Here is a 15,684-nt window from a genome sequence, read left to right as displayed (position 1 = left end):
CGTTTGTCATGCAGTCCGCGCCACGCATCCGTACATTGGTCAGTCATCGATAGACGACAACGGACAGGAGACGATGGCTGAACCGATCCTCATCGGCGTGAACCTCGACGGCGTGCTCGAGCACGACGGGCTGCCGCCGCCCTCGCCCGCCGAGCGTTTCCGGAGGGTCGCCGCCGCCGGCGTGTTCGATTACATCGAAAAGAATCCCATGCGCGGCGAAGACCTGTCGCCCTATTTCGCGCTGGTCGACCGCCACGCGCTGCCCATTCGCGTCATCGGCGGCATCTGGTACGCGGGCCGCGACGAAGCGCATGTCGCCGAGATCGTCGCGGCAGGCGCGCGCTTCGGCAGCACGGTGCTCAACTGCCAGTTGTTCGCGCATCACGCGGACGGCCATCCGCTGTCGGACCGCGAAGTTGCCGACTTCTATCTGCGCGCGTACGCATTGGGCGAGCCGGTCAACTGCCTGCCGAGCCTCGAAGTGCACGTCGACATGTGGAGCGAGGATTTCGCGCGCGTGGCGCGCGTCGCGCGGCATGTCGAGCAGGCCGGCGCACCGTTCCGGATCACCCTCGATCATTCGCACCTGCTGTTCAAGATCGGCAATCGCGCCGAACTCGACGCAGCGGGCCTGCGCGAATCGGCCGACGGCGGCCGCGCGATGCTCGACCCGGCGTCTCCCGCCGCGATCTATGCCGACTGGATCGCGCGCGGTTGGGTCGGCCACGCGCATGCGCGCAGCGTGACGCCGAACAATCCCGACAACCGCTGGATGCGCCGCACGGACGGCAGGCCCGGCCGCGGCATCCAGTACCCGTTCGTCGCACCCGCGCCGGGCGCCTATCACGGCGAATGGCGTGCGGCGGCGCTCGACCCGTGGAAAGCCGCGCTGCGCCAGTTGCTGCAGACGCAAGTGCAAGCGCGGGCTCCCGCTCACGCGCAGCCGCCACGACTCGAACAGATCAGTTGCGAGTTCATCCCGTTTCCCGACTACGGCGGCGGCGCACGCTATTCGATCTTCGACAACAACGTCGCGTGCGCGCAATGGCTGCGCGACGCGTGGCAGGCACTCGCCGCGCACGCCGGCGCCTGATTCGGACCCCGCCCCACTCAAGCCCCAAGGACAGAACGATGACGCAAGCCTTCCACTTTTCGCTGAACCGGATGAGCGCGCCGCGCTTGCCGTTCGACCGCTACGTCGCGCTGTGCCAGCGCCTCGGCGTCGACACGATCGAGATCCGCAACGATCTCGATGGCGTCGAGCTCGCCGACGGCACGCCGGCTGCCGCCGTACGCGCGACGGCCGAGGCCGGCGGCGTGACGATCCTGACGATCAACGCGCTGCAGCGCTTCGAGCAATGGAACGCCGAACGCGCGGACGAGGCGACCGTGCTGGCCGACTACGCGGCGCAATGCGGCGCGCGTGCGCTGGTGCTGTGCCCGACCAACAGCCGCGGCGACACGCGCGGCGCCGACGCCCGCCATGCGGATCTCGTGACGGCGCTGAAGGCGTTGAAGCCGATCCTTCAAGCCCGCGGCCTGCTCGGCTTCATCGAGCCGCTCGGTTTCGAGGAATGCGCGCTGCGCCGCAAGTCGGACGCGGTGAAGGGCATCTACGCGGCGGCGGGCGAGCCGGTGTTCCGGCTCGTGCACGACACGTTCCACCATCACCTCGCCGGCGAAGACATCTTCTTCCCGAACCTGACGGGCCTCGTGCACATCTCGGGTGTCGAGGAAGCCGACCTGCCGGTCGACCGGATGCGCGACGGCCACCGCGTGCTGGTCGGCGGCGCCGACCGGCTCGGCAACATCCGGCAACTGCGCGAGCTGCTCGCGCGCGGCTACCGCAGCGCGTTGTCGTTCGAGCCGTTCGCGAGCGAGATCGCCGAAGCCGGCGACATCGAAGACCGGCTGCGGGCGAGCATCGACTACGTGCGCGGCGAGCTGACGGATCGCTGAGCGGACGGTCGTAACGGTGCGCAGGCCCACACCGGTCGCACATCGGGAAAACAACGGAATCCAGAGGAAGACGAAATGATCGAATTCGCTTTGTTCGGCGCGGGCAGAATCGGCAAGATCCACGCGGCGAATCTCGCGCGCCATCCGGGCGCGACACTGAAGTACGTGATCGACCGGCACGCGCCGTCGGCCGAAGCACTCGCCCACACGCATGGCGCGCAAGTCGCCGACATCGAGCGCGCGCTCGGCGATGCGTCGGTGCGGGCCGTCGTGATCGCGTCGAGCACCGACACGCACGCGGACCTGATCGTCGCGGCCGCGAACGCGGGCAAGGCGGTGTTCTGCGAGAAGCCGGTCGACCTCACCGTCGAACGCTCGCGTGCGTGCGCGGACGTCGTGCGGCGCACCGGCGTGACCTGCATGATCGGCTTCCAGCGCCGCTTCGACCCGACCTTCGCGGCGCTGAAGGCACGCGTCGAGCGCGGTGAGATCGGCGCGCCGGAAATGCTGGTCGTCACGAGCCGCGATCCGGGCGCGCCGCCGGCCGACTACATCCGCAGCTCGGGCGGCATTTTCAAGGACATGCTGATCCACGACTTCGACGTGTTCCGCTGGATCCTCGGCGACGAAGCGCAGACGCTGCACGCGACGGGCAGTTGCCTGACCGATCCGGCCGTGCGCGACGCCGGCGACATCGATTCGACCGCCGTGACGATTCGCACGCGACGCGGATTGCTGTGCCAGATCAACACGTCGCGGCGCGCGGCCTACGGCTACGACCAGCGCTTCGAACTGCTCGGCAGCCACGGGATGCTGCAGGCCGGCAACGTGCGGCCGACCGAGGTGAGCGCATGGCTCGCGGGCGGCATCGCGACGGACGTGCCGGAGCCGTTCTTCCTCGAACGCTACCGGCATGCGTACGCGGCCGAGATCGCGCATTTCGTCGACGCGCTGCGCGACGGCACGCCGGTCAGGACGACGATCGACGACGGGCTCGCCGCGCTCGAACTGGCCGAAGCCGCGATGACGTCGTGGCAAACGGGGCGCGTGATCGAGCTGTAACGCAGCAAACGGGGGCGGCGATCCGGGCAAGCGGGCCGCCGCCGCGCGCCCGGCGGCACACCGGCACGGCATGCCGCACCGGCACGGCCGCATCGGGCAAATTTGCCGCCCCGTCGCGCGGCCCGCGCGTGAAAGCACGTATGATGGCGAATCGATCGGCGTCGCCGATATCCCGCGTTTTCATCACCATGCTCGATCACCTCATCTGCGACTGCGACGGCGTGCTCGTCGACAGCGAAGTCATCGCCGACCGCGTGCTGCTCGACACGCTGTCCGCCACGTTCCCCAACCTCGATTTCGAAGCCGCCGCGAAGTCGGCATTCGGCCAGCAGACGTCGCGTTTCCTCACCGGCATCGAATCCCGCTTCGGGGTCGAGATGCCCGCCAACTTCATCGAGACCATCGAGCACAACATCGAAGTCGCGCTCGCGCAATCGCTCGCGCCGATCAGCGGCGTGCGCGACGCGCTGCTGAAGGTCACGCTGCCGGCCGCCGTCGTGTCGAACAGCAGGCTCGTGCGCGTGCGCAGCTCGCTGAAGCGCGCATCGCTCACCGAGATCTTCGGCGAGCGCGTGTTCAGCTCCGAACAGGTCGCGCGGCCGAAGCCCTACCCGGACGTCTACCTGCATGCGGCGCACACGCTCGGCGTCGCGCCGGCGCGCTGCGTCGTCGTCGAGGACAGCATCTCGGGGTTGAATGCCGCGCGGGCGGCCGGGATGAAGACGATCGCGTTCGTCGGCGCGAGCCACATCCCCGACAACTACGCGGATGCGCTGCGCGCGATGGGCATCACGCGGATCATGCGCAAAATGGACGAACTGCCGGCGCTCGTCGAAGCCGGCATGCGCGGCGAATTCGGCGACGTGCAGTCCTGATTGTCATGCGGGCCGGATCGGGTCGATCCGGCCGCGCCCCGGGCGCGCGAACGCGCCCGCCCTTCCCTCGCTCAGGCCGGCTCGCAGCAGCGTTCGCGCGCCGCCGCCAGCGCCTCGCGGAACTCGACGAGCTCCGCGATCGTCAGCATCGGCAGCCCGTGCCGTTGCGCGAAGCGCTCGACATCGTCGCCGCGCGTCATCGTGCCGTCCGGATTCATCAGCTCGCACAGCACGCCGGCCGGCTTCAGGCCCGCGAGGATCGACAGGTCGACCGTGCCTTCGGTGTGACCGCGGCGCGCCAGCACGCCGCCCGGTTGCGCACGCAACGGAAACACGTGGCCGGGCCGCACGATGTCGTGCGGCCTGGCGCCGTCGGCGATCGCCGCGCGGATCGTCGTCACGCGATCGGCCGCCGACACGCCGGTATGCACGCCTTCGCGCGCCTCGATCGACACGGTGAACGCGGTGCCGTTGCGGCTTTCGTTGGTCTGCACCATCGGCGGCAGCTCGAGCGCGCGCACCGTGTCGTCGGTCAGGCACAGGCACACGATGCCGCTGCACTCGCGGATCAGCAGCGCCATCGTCTCGGGCGTGATGCGCTCGGCGGCGACGATCAGGTCGGCTTCGTTCTCGCGGTCGTGGTCGTCCTGCAGCACGACCGCGCGGCCGGCGCGCATCGCGTCGAGCGCAGCGGCGATGCGCGGCGGCACCGGTTCGGAATCCAGCAACGGGAGATCGGCAAAGGCGTCGGCGGGCGCCGACGAAACGGACATCAAGGACATGTGAAACGCTCCTCGCAAATACGATTTGGGCGAAAAACGTTTCAGGGCATTGCAAACAGACAGAACGACAACCCGCTTCGCATGCAGCGCGAAGCGGCCCTGACGGACATGACTATCTGCACATCTTCTCTCATCCGGACTGTAACCGTCGGCTCTGGCATTCGACCAGATCTGCTGACCCCGCGCGGATGCGCGGGCGCTCGCGGGCTCGCCGGCTTACGCCAGCCTACCGCCGGTGGGGAATTTCGCCCCGCCCTGAAGACGCACTGATTGCCGGACGGGAACGCCCCGTCACCGGCGGGCCAAGCATACAACAGCCGCGCGCGACGCGCAGCGAACTACCGGTAAAACCTTACTGACGACCCCGTCTAACGGCGTCGTCCAAACGGCCGGCGGACCGACCCGCGGTCCAGCGAAAGTCGGGGAACGCAGTCGCGCCGCGCGGCCCGCGCGATCAGTTGGCGGCCGCGTGCGCCGCGTCGGGCACGAGCCAGCGCGGCGGCACCTCGGGGCTCACGGTCACGCGGAACGCACGCGCCTCGCTGTCGCCCGGGTTGCGCAGGCTGTACGGCTGGTCGGCATCGAACACGATCGCGTCGCCGGTCGCGAGCAACTGGCGGCGGTCGTGCACGCTGACTTCGAGCGTGCCTTCGCTGACGACGAGGTTGACCGTCGTGCCGGGTGCGCGGCGCGCGCCGGGTTCGGTATGCAGCGGCGCGATCCGCAGCTCGTGGAATTCGGCCGCGGCCGGCTCGCCTTCCGGGTACAGCGCACGTGCCGAGAAGCGGCCGTTCGAGCTGACGACGCGCGACGCGCGCTCGGCCGCCAGGTGCTCGAAACCGTTCACCGCATGGCGCCGCAGGAACGCGGCGACCGACACCTTCAGCGCCGCCGCGATCTTGCAGAGCACCTTGATCGACGGCACGCTGCGCGCCGATTCGATCTGCGCGAGCATCGCGCGCGACACGCCGGACAGCCGCGCGAGCGCATCGAGCGACAGTTGCCGCTCGGCGCGCAAGCGCGCGAGGTTCACGCCGACGACCTGCTCGAGCGCGTCGAGCGACGCGGACGCGCGCAGGTCGGCGGCATTGCCGGACTCGAAGGAAGACACGTCGCGCACGAGCGCCAGGGATGAAGACATAGCATTGCCTCCGGGCCGCCGCGCGGCCCTGCGTAGGGGGTAAGCCGGAATCGGAATCGGGTTGCGCCGGTCATGGCGCGTATCGAGACGCTATCACCCGCCCCTGCACGGGCAAACGAAGTTATCTTCACACCGTTATCAGCATCGCGGAGGAATGCGTTTCTCGCGAACCTTTTCCTGCCGCCATGGCGTCGCCCGCGGCAAGCGCCGCGGCGACGCTCACTGCGCCGCCCGCGCCGCGCCGCGCGCCGGGCCGCGCGCATCGAGCCGCATCGCGAACCCCGTGACGACGAGCGCCGCGAACGTCACCGCGACCGCGACCCACGGCAGCGCATCGAGCGCGAAGCCGTGCTCCAGCGCGACGCCGCCGAGCCACGCACCGCCCGCATTGCCGACGTTGAACGCGCCGATGTTCAGCGTCGACGCGAGATGCGGCGCGCTCGCGGCCTTCTCGACCACGCGCGCCTGCAGCGGCGGCACCGTCGCGAACGCGGCGATCCCCCAGACGAATACGGTGACGGCGGCCGCGACCGGCAGGTGGCTCGTCTTCGCGAACACGGCCATCACGGCCATCAGCGCGACGAGGATCGCGATCAGCGACGGCATCAGCGCGCGGTCGGCGAGCTTGCCGCCGATCGTATTGCCGATCGTCAGCCCCGCGCCGAACAGCACGAGGATCAGCGCGACCGCGCGCGGCGAATAACCCGACACGGTCTCGAGAATCGGCGCGACGTAGGTGAACACGACGAACACGCCGCCGAAGCCGAGCACGGTCATCAGCAGCGCGAGCCACACCTGCGGCTCCTTCAGCACGCGCACTTCGTGGCCGAGGCCGACCGGCCCGCTGTCGTGGCGGTTCGGCACCAGCGCGGCCACGCCGCCGAGCGCGAGCACGCCGAGCGCGGCGACGATCCAGAACGACGCGCGCCAGCCGAGCAACTGGCCGACGAACGTGCCGAACGGCACGCCGAGCACATTCGACAGCGTGAGCCCCGTGAACATCAGCGCGATCGCGCTCGCGCGCTTGTCGGCCGGCACGAGCGACGCGGCGACCACCGCGCCGATGCCGAAGAACGAACCGTGCGCGAACGACGTGACCACGCGCGCGACCATCAGCATCGCGTAGCCGGACGCGATCGCGCACAGCACGTTGCCGACGATGAAGATCGCCATCAGCAACTGCAGCGCGGCCTTGCGCGGCATGCGGCTCGTCAGCACCGCGAGCAGCGGCGCGCCGACCGCGACGCCCAGCGCGTAGCCGGTGACGAGGAGACCAGCCGACGGCAGCGACACGGCCAGGTCGTGCGCGACTTCGGGCAACAGGCCCATGATGATGAATTCGGTGGTGCCGATGGCGAAGGCGCTGATCGCGAGCGCCAGTAACGGAAGGGGCATGACGTTCTCCGGAAGGCGGCGGCCGCGGCGCCGGGTCGGTGCCGCACCGCACAAGAAGCGGGATGTGCGCGCATTGTCCCGAAGACGCCTATATTTGATAATTGGCGTGGCATTTGAACCATTTTCAAATATTTCTGGAAAATCGCATGGACCGACTGGGCGACATCCGGCTGTTCGTCGAGGCGGCCGAGCTGGGCAGCCTGTCCGCCGCCGGGCGCAAGCTGAACCTCACGCCGGCCGCCGCGAGCGCACGGCTCGCGAAGCTCGAGGCGAAGATCGCGACGCGCCTGTTCGAACGCTCGACGCGGCAATTGCGGCTCACCGACGAAGGCAAGCTGTACCTGAACTGCTGCCGCCAGGCACTGCAGGCACTCGACGACGCGGATGCGATGCTGCAGGAGGGCCGCAACGTCGTGAGCGGCAAGGTGCGGCTGTCGTCGACGTCCGATTTCGGCCGCAACCAGCTGCTCGACTGGCTCGACGCATTCACGACGCTTCATCCGGGCGTCACGTTCTCGCTGACGGCGTCCGATTCGTCGTCGAACCTTTGGCAGGACGAGATCGATCTCGCGATCCGCTTCGCCGCGCCGCCCGACGGCGCGCTGATTGCCCGCCGCCTCGCGACCAACCGGCGCGTGCTGTGCGCGGCGCCGTCGTTCGTCGAGCGCCATGGCGTGCCGGCCGATCCGCACGATCTGGCCCGCTTTCCGTGCAACGTGATCACGATCGCGTCCGGCCCGATGAACGTCTGGCACTTCACGCGCGGCGACGAAGTGCAGATCCATACGGTACCCGTGTCGACCGCGTTCGAGACCAACGACGGCGGCCTCACGCGCGAATGGACGCTGCGCGGCCACGGCATTGCGCTGAAGTCGCTGTGGGATATCGCCGACGACGTCCGCGCGGGCCGGCTGCGCGTGCTGCTGCCCGACTGGCGGCACCAGGATGCGCCGCTGCACGCGATCTATCACGGCAAGCGCTACATGGCGCCGCGCGTGCGCGTGCTGCTCGATTTTCTTGTCGAACGCTTCGCGCGCGAGGAAGCGGCGCTCAACGACTTGCTGAACGCGTGCCAATGACGGCCGCCCTCCCGTCATAGAGGGGTCGGAACCGCGAGCCGGCGTCGCGCGCCCGCAACCGGCCGCCCGTCCGCCGTGGCGTGAAAAGCTATAATGGACGGCTTTCCCGACGGCCTTTCCTGCCCGCTGCGCGCGATTCGCGTGCCGCGCACGGCCGTCCCGACTCACCCTTGACGACGCCCCCAGGTCAACCACTGCGAACGGCGAATCCCCATGACCAAGAAAGTTTACGTAAAGACCTTCGGCTGCCAGATGAACGAGTACGACTCGGACAAGATGGTGGACGTGCTCAATGCGGCCGAAGGCCTCGAAAAGACCGACACGCCGGAAGACGCGGACATCATCCTGTTCAACACGTGCTCGGTGCGCGAGAAGGCGCAGGAGAAGGTGTTCTCCGATCTCGGCCGGGTACGCGAGCTGAAGGAAGCGAAGCCGGGCCTCCTGATCGGCGTCGGCGGCTGCGTCGCGAGCCAGGAAGGCGCGTCGATCGTGTCGCGCGCACCGTACGTCGACCTCGTGTTCGGCCCGCAAACCCTGCACCGCCTGCCGCAGATGATCGACGCGCGCCGCGCGAGCGGCCGCGCGCAGGTCGACATCACGTTCCCTGAAATCGAGAAGTTCGACCACCTGCCGCCCGCGCGCGTCGAGGGGCCGAGCGCGTTCGTGTCGATCATGGAAGGCTGCTCGAAGTACTGCAGCTACTGCGTGGTGCCGTACACGCGCGGCGATGAAGTGTCGCGCCCGCTCGACGACGTGCTGACCGAAGTGGCCGGCCTCGCCGACCAGGGCGTGCGCGAAGTCACGCTGCTCGGCCAGAACGTCAACGCCTACCGCGGCGCGCTGACGGCCGGTTCGACCGACATCGCCGATTTCGCGACGCTGATCGAATACGTCGCCGACATCCCCGGCATCGAGCGGATCCGCTACACGACGTCGCATCCGAAGGAATTCACGCAGCGCCTGATCGATACCTACGCGAAGGTGCCGAAGCTCGTGAACCACCTGCACTTGCCGGTCCAGCACGGCTCCGACCGCATCCTGATGGCGATGAAGCGCGGCTACACGGTGCTCGAATACAAGTCGGTGATCCGCAAGCTGCGCGCGATCCGCCCCGACCTGTCGCTGTCGACCGACATGATCGTCGGCTTCCCCGGCGAGACCGAGGAGGATTTCGACAAGATGATGGCGCTCGTGCACGACATGAGCTACGACACCAGCTTCTCGTTCATCTACAGCCCGCGCCCCGGCACGCCGGCCGCGAACCTCGCCGACGACACGCCGCGCGAAGTGAAGCTCAAACGCCTGCAACATCTGCAGGCGACGATCGAGGAGAACGTCGCGCGCATCAGCCAGTCGATGGTCGGGAAGGTCGAGCGGATCCTCGTCGAGGGCCCGTCGCGCAAGGACCCGAACGAACTCGCGGGCCGCACCGAGAACAACCGGGTCGTGAATTTCCCGGCGCCGCTCGCGTCGCACCCGCGCCTGATCGGCCAGATGATCGACGTGAAGATCAACCATGCGTACCCGCACTCGCTGCGCGGCGAGCTCGTGCTCGTCAGCGACGACGCGAGCGCGGCCACCCACTGACCGACTGACGCCCGACAGGAGCCCGACGCTACTTTGAAGACCGTCCAAGCACTGGAATTCACCGCCCCGCGCGACGACAACGCGCGCCTCGCCAACCTCTGCGGCCCGCTCGACGAAAACCTGCGGCAGATCGAACAGGCGCTCGACGTCACGCTCGCGCGGCGCGGCCACCGGATCACGATCCGCGGGCGCGGCGCCAAGCTCGCGCTCGCCGCGCTCGAAAATTTCTACAACCGCGCGCGCGATCCGCTGTCGGTCGACGACATCCAGCTCGCGCTGGTCGAAGTGCGCCACACGGCCGGCAACGGCCGCCAGGAACCGCTCGACGTGCGCTTTCGCGGCGACCCCGACCATCCGTTCGACGAACCCGCCGGGCCGCTCGACGACGAAGCGCTCGAGGAAGCCGCGCCGAAGCTCTACACGCGGCGCGCCGACCTGCGCGGCCGCACGCCCGCGCAGCGCGAATACCTGAAGCAGATCCTGTCGCACGACGTGACGTTCGGCATCGGGCCGGCCGGCACCGGCAAGACCTATCTCGCGGTCGCGTGCGCGGTCGACGCGCTCGAGCGCGACCAGGTCAAGCGGATCGTGCTGACGCGTCCGGCCGTCGAGGCCGGCGAGCGGCTCGGCTTCCTGCCGGGCGATCTCGCGCAGAAGGTCGACCCGTACCTGCGGCCGCTGTACGACGCGCTGTACGACCTGCTCGGCTTCGACAAGACGGCCAAGATGTTCGAGCGCCAGATGATCGAGATCGCACCGCTCGCGTACATGCGCGGCCGCACGCTGAACCACGCGTTCATCATCCTCGACGAGGCGCAGAACACGACGCCCGAGCAGATGAAGATGTTCCTCACGCGGATCGGCTTCGGCTCGAAGGCGGTCGTCACGGGCGACACGAGCCAGGTCGACCTGCCGCGCGGCCACAAGAGCGGCCTCGTCGAGGCGCAACAGGTGCTCGGCGGCGTGCGCGGCATCGCGCTCACGCGCTTCACGAGCGCGGACGTGGTGCGCCATCCGCTCGTCGCGCGCATCGTCGAGGCGTACGACGAATTCCACGCGCAGCATCAGGACGGCTGAGCGGCGGCGCGCTGCCCCGACCTGCCGGCCCGGCCCGCCAGACGGCGCGCCGGGCTTTTTTTCGCCCGGGCGAATTCGGGCGCGATCGGTCGTTTGGTGTATCCTCAACGCGTCCCAATCGCCGCACGCGTCATGAAATCCTCCCGTTCCCGCAAATCCGGCCGCGCCCCGTCCGCCGCGTCGGAATCTCCCCGCCTTTCGCTGTTCGACGCGAAGGGCAAGGCCCGGACCGTCAACGCACAAGGGCTGCGAATCGACTTCCCGGACGGCCGCAGCCTGATGTTCGACCTGTCGGGCAGCTCGGGCGACGCGGCTGTCGCGATCGTCGCGCAGCACAACGATCCGGCGATGCGTGCGAAGCTCGCGCTGCAGCCCGAGCACTACGACAGCGTGACGCTGCACGTCGGCGCCGAATTCGCGCCGCGCGAGGACGATCCGGAAGACGAGCCGCGCGCGCTGGAATTCGAGCTGTCCGTGCAGTACGGCGACGAGATCACGAGCGACGTGCGCAAGACGCTGCCCAAGCGCAAGCTGATCGCCGAATGGATCGAGCCGGCGCTGTTCGCGAGCGCGCAGCTCACCGTGCGCTTCGTCGGCGAAAACGAAGGCCGTACGCTGAACGCCGGCTACCGCCACAAGGACTATCCGACCAACGTGCTGACCTTCGCGTACGACGCGGCGCCCGACGGCACCGTGATCGGCGACCTCGTGCTGTGCTGCCCGGTGGTCGAGAAGGAGGCGCACGACCAGGGCAAGCCGCTCATGGCGCATTACGCGCACCTGCTGGTGCACGGCGCGCTGCACGCGCAGGGCTACGACCACGAGACGAGCGACGAGGACGCGGCCGAAATGGAAGCGCTCGAAGTCGACATCCTCGCGAAACTGGGTTTCCCGAACCCGTATCAGTAAGCCTTCCCCCGATGCGTAACGCCGCGATGCTGCCGCCCGCCTACCCGCCGTCGATCGGCGAAGGCCGTCTGCTGACGGAGGACGAGCTCGCGGCGTCGCTCGCGCATACGATGCGCGACTGGGACGGCCGGCAGGATCTCTGGCTGTTCGGCTATGGCTCGCTGATCTGGAACCCCGGGCTGCCGACCGTCGCCGCCGTGCGCGGCAAGGTGCACGGCTATCACCGCGGGCTCTACCTGTGGTCGCGCGTGAACCGCGGCACCCCCGAACGGCCGGGCCTCGTGCTCGCGCTCGATCGCGGCGGCTCGTGCGCGGGCATCGCGTTCCGGCTCTCCGGCCCGACCGCGCAGCCGCATCTCGAGACATTGTGGAAACGCGAGATGCCGATGGGCTCGTACCGGCCCGCGTGGCTGCCGTGCTCGCTCGAGACCGGCGAACGCGTGAACGCGCTCGCGTTCGTGATGCGCCGCGACGCACCGACCTATACGGGCAAGCTGACCGACCCCGTCGTGAAGGAAGTGTTCGGCTGCGCGGCCGGCCGCTACGGCACGACGCTCGACTACGTGAGCCGCACGGTCGACGCGCTGCGCGCGAGCGGCATCCCCGACCGCGCGCTGGAAGGGTTGCTCGCGCGATGCCGGTGATCCGACACGACGCCCGGCCTGCCGCCATGCGACACAGCGCCGCCCGCGCATCCGCACGAGGAGACTGCCGATGAAACCGTCACGCTGGTCCCGCTGCAGAGTCGCCGCGCTGCTCGTCGCCGCGAGCGTCGCGCTGTCCGGCTGCGGGATACTCGGCTGCGGCGGCGCCGCGACCAACGGCGCGGCCGCCGGCGGCTGCTCGGCCGGCATGCGGTTCTGAGCCGCGCACCGGCGGCGCCCGCCTGCGGCAGAATGCCGCCGTCGTCGGCCGTTTCCCGCGTCGGGGCGCGCAGCCCTTCCCGCAGCCCTTTCCGCCACCGTTTTTTGGCCATCGCGCCCCGCCGGCTCTTTCTGCGATAGGATGGACCCGAGGACGACGTCGCGCCCGGCGCGGCCGCCTGCGAGCGGGGCCCGCGCGTGCCGCCCATCCTGGCCGTGCGGCCGGGTGACACGGCCGCGTCGTGCCCTTGGTGTATCCTTGCCTACTCCGTGACCGCGCGCCCCGGCATGACCCGGGCGCACCACCATGAACGATTCGTATCCCAGTCGTAAGCCAACCGACAAACCGCAAGAAAAGCGCTCGCTGCTCGAGCGCCTGACCGACTTCATCTCGCCCGAGCCCGAATCCCGCGGCGAATTGCTGGAAATCCTCCAGGACGCCCACGAACGCAACCTGATCGACGCCGATTCGCTGTCGATGATCGAAGGCGTGTTCCAGGTATCCGATCTGTGCGCGCGAGACATCATGGTGCCGCGCGCGCAAATGGACGCGATCAACATCGCCGACAAGCCCGAGGATTTCATCCCGTTCGTCCTCGAAAAGGCGCACTCGCGCTACCCGGTGTACGAAGAGAACCGCGACAACGTGATCGGCGTGCTGCTCGCGAAGGATCTGCTGCGCTTCTATGCCGAGGAAGAGTTCGACGTGCGCGGGATGCTGCGCCCGGCCGTGTTCATTCCGGAATCGAAGCGGCTGAACGTGCTGCTGCACGACTTCCGCGTGAACCGCAACCATCTGGCGATCGTCGTCGACGAATACGGCGGCGTCGCGGGTCTGATCACGATCGAGGACGTGCTCGAACAGATCGTCGGCGACATCGAGGACGAATACGACTTCGACGAGGAAGCCGGCAACATCATCGCGGGGCCGGACGGCCGCTACCGCGTGCGCGCGCTCACCGAGATCGAGCAGTTCAACGAGGTGTTCGGCACCGATTTCCCCGACGACGAAGTCGACACGATCGGCGGGCTCATCACCCATCATTTCGGACGCGTGCCGCACCGCGGCGAGAAGCTGCAGCTCGGCAATCTCGTGTTCGAGATCCAGCGCGGCGATGCGCGCCAGGTTCACGTGCTGCTGGTGCGCCGCAACCCGCTCGCCAGCCGTCGCGCCGAAACCTCGCACGAAGACTGACCGTTGCGCGCCAGCCGCGCCTCCTTCAACCGCTCGCCCCTCTTCCGCTTCACATGGACGATCCGATCCCGTCCCGCCCGGCTGGCGGCCTTCTTGCGCCGACGCCCGGCCGCGCACTGCCGCGCTGGCACTATCCGGCCGCGCTGCTCGCCGGCGCGGCCAACACGCTCGCCTTCGCGCCCACGCCGCATGGCGGCTGGCTGCAGCTCATCGTATTCGTCTGGTTTTTCGCGCAGCTGACGCGCACGTCGAGCTGGCGCGGCGCCGCGCTCACCGGCGGCGCGTTCGGCTTCGGCAACTTCATCAGCGGCGTGTGGTGGCTCTACATCAGCATGCACGTGTACGGCGAGATGGCCGCGCCGCTCGCCGGCGGCGCGCTCGTGCTGTTCTCGCTGTATCTATCGCTGTACCCCGCGCTCTCGGCCGGGCTGTGGTCGTTCTGCGCGGGCCATGCGTGGCATCGCCGCGAGCCCGACCCGCGGCCGTTCTCGCCGACCTGGCACGGCGCATTCGCGTTCGCGAGCGCGTGGGCGCTCGGCGAATGGCTGCGCGGCACCGTGTTCACCGGCTTTCCCTGGCTCGGCAGCGGCTACCCGCAGGTCGATGGCCCGTTCGCGGGCTTTGCGCCGGTGGTCGGCGTGTACGGGATCGCGTGGGTGCTCGCGCTGTTCGCCGCACTGGTCGTGCAGGCGCTCGCCGCCGCCCGCCCGTCGCCGGCGCGTGACGGCGGCGACGGCTCATCGAACGGCAACGCCCGCGTGCGCATCGCCGCGCCGGCAGTCATCGCCGTCGCGCTCGTCGCGGCCGGCCTCGGGCTGTCGCAAATCACGTGGACCGTGCCCGCGAACGCGCCGCTCACCGTGCGGCTGCTGCAGGGCAACGTGAAGCAGGACATCAAGTTCGAGCAGGAAGGCATCGACGCGGCGATCAAGATGTACCAGCAGATGATCGTCGAGAAGCCGGCCGACCTGATCGTCACGCCCGAGACCGCGATCGCGGTGATGATCCAGGAACTGCCCGAACCGTTCGCCGTCGCGATCCGCAAGTTCAGCGACACGACCGGTTCGGCCGTGCTGTTCGGCGCGGTCGGTGCGTCGGTGACGGAAGACGGCCGCTACGTCGATTACACGAACAGCCTGTACGGCGTGACGCCGAACTCGCGCGACATCTATCACTACGACAAGCATCACCTCGTGCCCTTCGGCGAATTCATTCCGTGGGGCTTCCGGTGGTTCGTCAATCTGATGAAGATGCCGCTCGGCGACTTCGCGCGCGGCGCGCCCGTGCAGAAACCGTTCCTCGTGCACAACCAGCCGGTCATGGCCGACATCTGCTACGAGGACTTGTTCGGCGAGGAAATCGCCGCGACGATCCGCGACAACCCGCAGCCGCCCGGCGTGCTCGTCAACGTGACGAATCTCGCGTGGTTCGGCGACACGATCGCGCTCGACCAGCATCTGCAGATCGCGCGGATGCGCTCGCTCGAAACGGGCCGGCCGATGCTGCGCTCGACCAACACGGGGATGACGGCCGCGATCGACGCGCACGGTCGCGTGCTCGGCCAGCTGAAGCCGTTCACGATCGGCTCGCTCGACGTGCGGATCGAAGGCACGAGCGGCTTCACGCCGTACGTGACGAGCGGCAACAACATCGTGCTCGCGGTGTCGTTCGTGCTGCTCGCGTTCGGCTTCACGTTCGGGCCCGGGCTGCGCCGACGCAACGGCCGGCGGCACGGCGGCGACGAAGCGCAATGACGCAAC

The 15,684-nt window shown here is 68.9% G+C and carries 15 protein-coding genes and 1 riboswitch; of the genes, 12 read left to right on the top strand and 3 right to left on the bottom strand.

Translation table 11 applies throughout. The annotated features are described in order from the left end of the window. Window positions 1-73: 73 nt before the first annotated feature. The 4 genes from C4B30_RS12135 to C4B30_RS12120 all read left to right on the top strand — a co-directional run bounded on the left by C4B30_RS12135 (window position 74) and on the right by C4B30_RS12120 (window position 3,896). Entirely contained in the window at window positions 74-1,093 is a 1,020-nt protein-coding gene (locus C4B30_RS12135) for a hypothetical protein (RefSeq protein WP_027785360.1), read from the top strand. 38 nt (window positions 1,094-1,131) lie between these two features. Beyond that, entirely contained in the window at window positions 1,132-1,959 is an 828-nt protein-coding gene (locus C4B30_RS12130) for a TIM barrel protein (RefSeq protein ID WP_027785361.1), read from the top strand. A 75-nt stretch (window positions 1,960-2,034) separates the two neighbouring features. Continuing rightward, window positions 2,035-3,021, top strand: coding sequence for an inositol 2-dehydrogenase (gene iolG, locus C4B30_RS12125; protein ID WP_027785362.1), 987 nt, complete (start codon window positions 2,035-2,037; stop codon window positions 3,019-3,021). A 188-nt stretch (window positions 3,022-3,209) separates the two neighbouring features. Then, window positions 3,210-3,896, top strand: a complete 687-nt coding sequence (locus C4B30_RS12120) for an HAD family hydrolase (protein WP_027785363.1) — start codon at window positions 3,210-3,212, stop codon at window positions 3,894-3,896. 71 nt (window positions 3,897-3,967) lie between these two features. On the opposite strand, the gene ribB is transcribed toward C4B30_RS12120, so the two are convergent. The 3 genes from ribB to C4B30_RS12105 all read right to left on the bottom strand — a co-directional run bounded on the left by ribB (window position 3,968) and on the right by C4B30_RS12105 (window position 7,214). Next, complete coding sequence (gene ribB / locus C4B30_RS12115; protein ID WP_027785364.1) at window positions 3,968-4,678, bottom strand: 3,4-dihydroxy-2-butanone-4-phosphate synthase; 711 nt, start codon at window positions 4,676-4,678, stop codon at window positions 3,968-3,970. A gap of 118 nt (window positions 4,679-4,796) precedes the next feature. Next, a riboswitch (FMN riboswitch) is annotated at window positions 4,797-4,945 on the bottom strand. 187 nt (window positions 4,946-5,132) lie between these two features. Then, a complete protein-coding gene (locus C4B30_RS12110; RefSeq protein ID WP_027785365.1) occupies window positions 5,133-5,819 on the bottom strand; it encodes a helix-turn-helix domain-containing protein in 687 nt (228 codons plus the stop codon). 219 nt (window positions 5,820-6,038) lie between these two features. Next, window positions 6,039-7,214, bottom strand: coding sequence for an MFS transporter (locus tag C4B30_RS12105; protein WP_027785366.1), 1,176 nt, complete (start codon window positions 7,212-7,214; stop codon window positions 6,039-6,041). 146 nt (window positions 7,215-7,360) lie between these two features. On the opposite strand from C4B30_RS12105, the gene C4B30_RS12100 reads away from it, so the two are divergent. The 8 genes from C4B30_RS12100 (at window position 7,361) to lnt (ending at window position 15,678) form a co-directional block, all read left to right on the top strand. Next, a complete protein-coding gene (locus C4B30_RS12100) occupies window positions 7,361-8,293 on the top strand; it encodes a LysR family transcriptional regulator (protein WP_027785367.1) in 933 nt (310 codons plus the stop codon). Between the two features lie 213 nt (window positions 8,294-8,506). Continuing rightward, window positions 8,507-9,880, top strand: coding sequence for a tRNA (N6-isopentenyl adenosine(37)-C2)-methylthiotransferase MiaB (gene miaB / locus C4B30_RS12095; protein ID WP_027785368.1), 1,374 nt, complete (start codon window positions 8,507-8,509; stop codon window positions 9,878-9,880). Between the two features lie 33 nt (window positions 9,881-9,913). Beyond that, window positions 9,914-10,957 (top strand): PhoH family protein, encoded by a 1,044-nt coding sequence (locus tag C4B30_RS12090; RefSeq protein ID WP_027785369.1) that lies wholly within the window; start codon window positions 9,914-9,916, stop codon window positions 10,955-10,957. A gap of 132 nt (window positions 10,958-11,089) precedes the next feature. Then, complete coding sequence (gene ybeY / locus C4B30_RS12085) at window positions 11,090-11,866, top strand: rRNA maturation RNase YbeY (RefSeq protein WP_027785370.1); 777 nt, start codon at window positions 11,090-11,092, stop codon at window positions 11,864-11,866. A gap of 11 nt (window positions 11,867-11,877) precedes the next feature. Next, window positions 11,878-12,510 carry a gamma-glutamylcyclotransferase gene (locus tag C4B30_RS12080; RefSeq protein WP_027785371.1) on the top strand — a complete coding sequence of 211 codons (633 nt, stop codon included), beginning with the start codon at window positions 11,878-11,880 and terminating at the stop codon, window positions 12,508-12,510. 70 nt (window positions 12,511-12,580) lie between these two features. Next, entirely contained in the window at window positions 12,581-12,730 is a 150-nt protein-coding gene (locus C4B30_RS35640) for a hypothetical protein (protein WP_167375372.1), read from the top strand. A 306-nt stretch (window positions 12,731-13,036) separates the two neighbouring features. Continuing rightward, window positions 13,037-13,924: an HlyC/CorC family transporter gene (locus C4B30_RS12075; RefSeq protein WP_027785372.1), complete on the top strand. Its 888-nt coding sequence runs from the start codon at window positions 13,037-13,039 to the stop codon at window positions 13,922-13,924. Between the two features lie 53 nt (window positions 13,925-13,977). Continuing rightward, a complete protein-coding gene (gene lnt, locus C4B30_RS12070) occupies window positions 13,978-15,678 on the top strand; it encodes an apolipoprotein N-acyltransferase (RefSeq protein ID WP_027785373.1) in 1,701 nt (566 codons plus the stop codon). Window positions 15,679-15,684: the final 6 nt, after the last annotated feature.

Origin of the sequence: Burkholderia sp. BE12 (genome assembly GCF_002959955.1) — a bacterium.
Taxonomy (GTDB): domain Bacteria; phylum Pseudomonadota; class Gammaproteobacteria; order Burkholderiales; family Burkholderiaceae; genus Burkholderia.
This window is presented reverse-complemented; position numbering and strand designations above follow the sequence as displayed.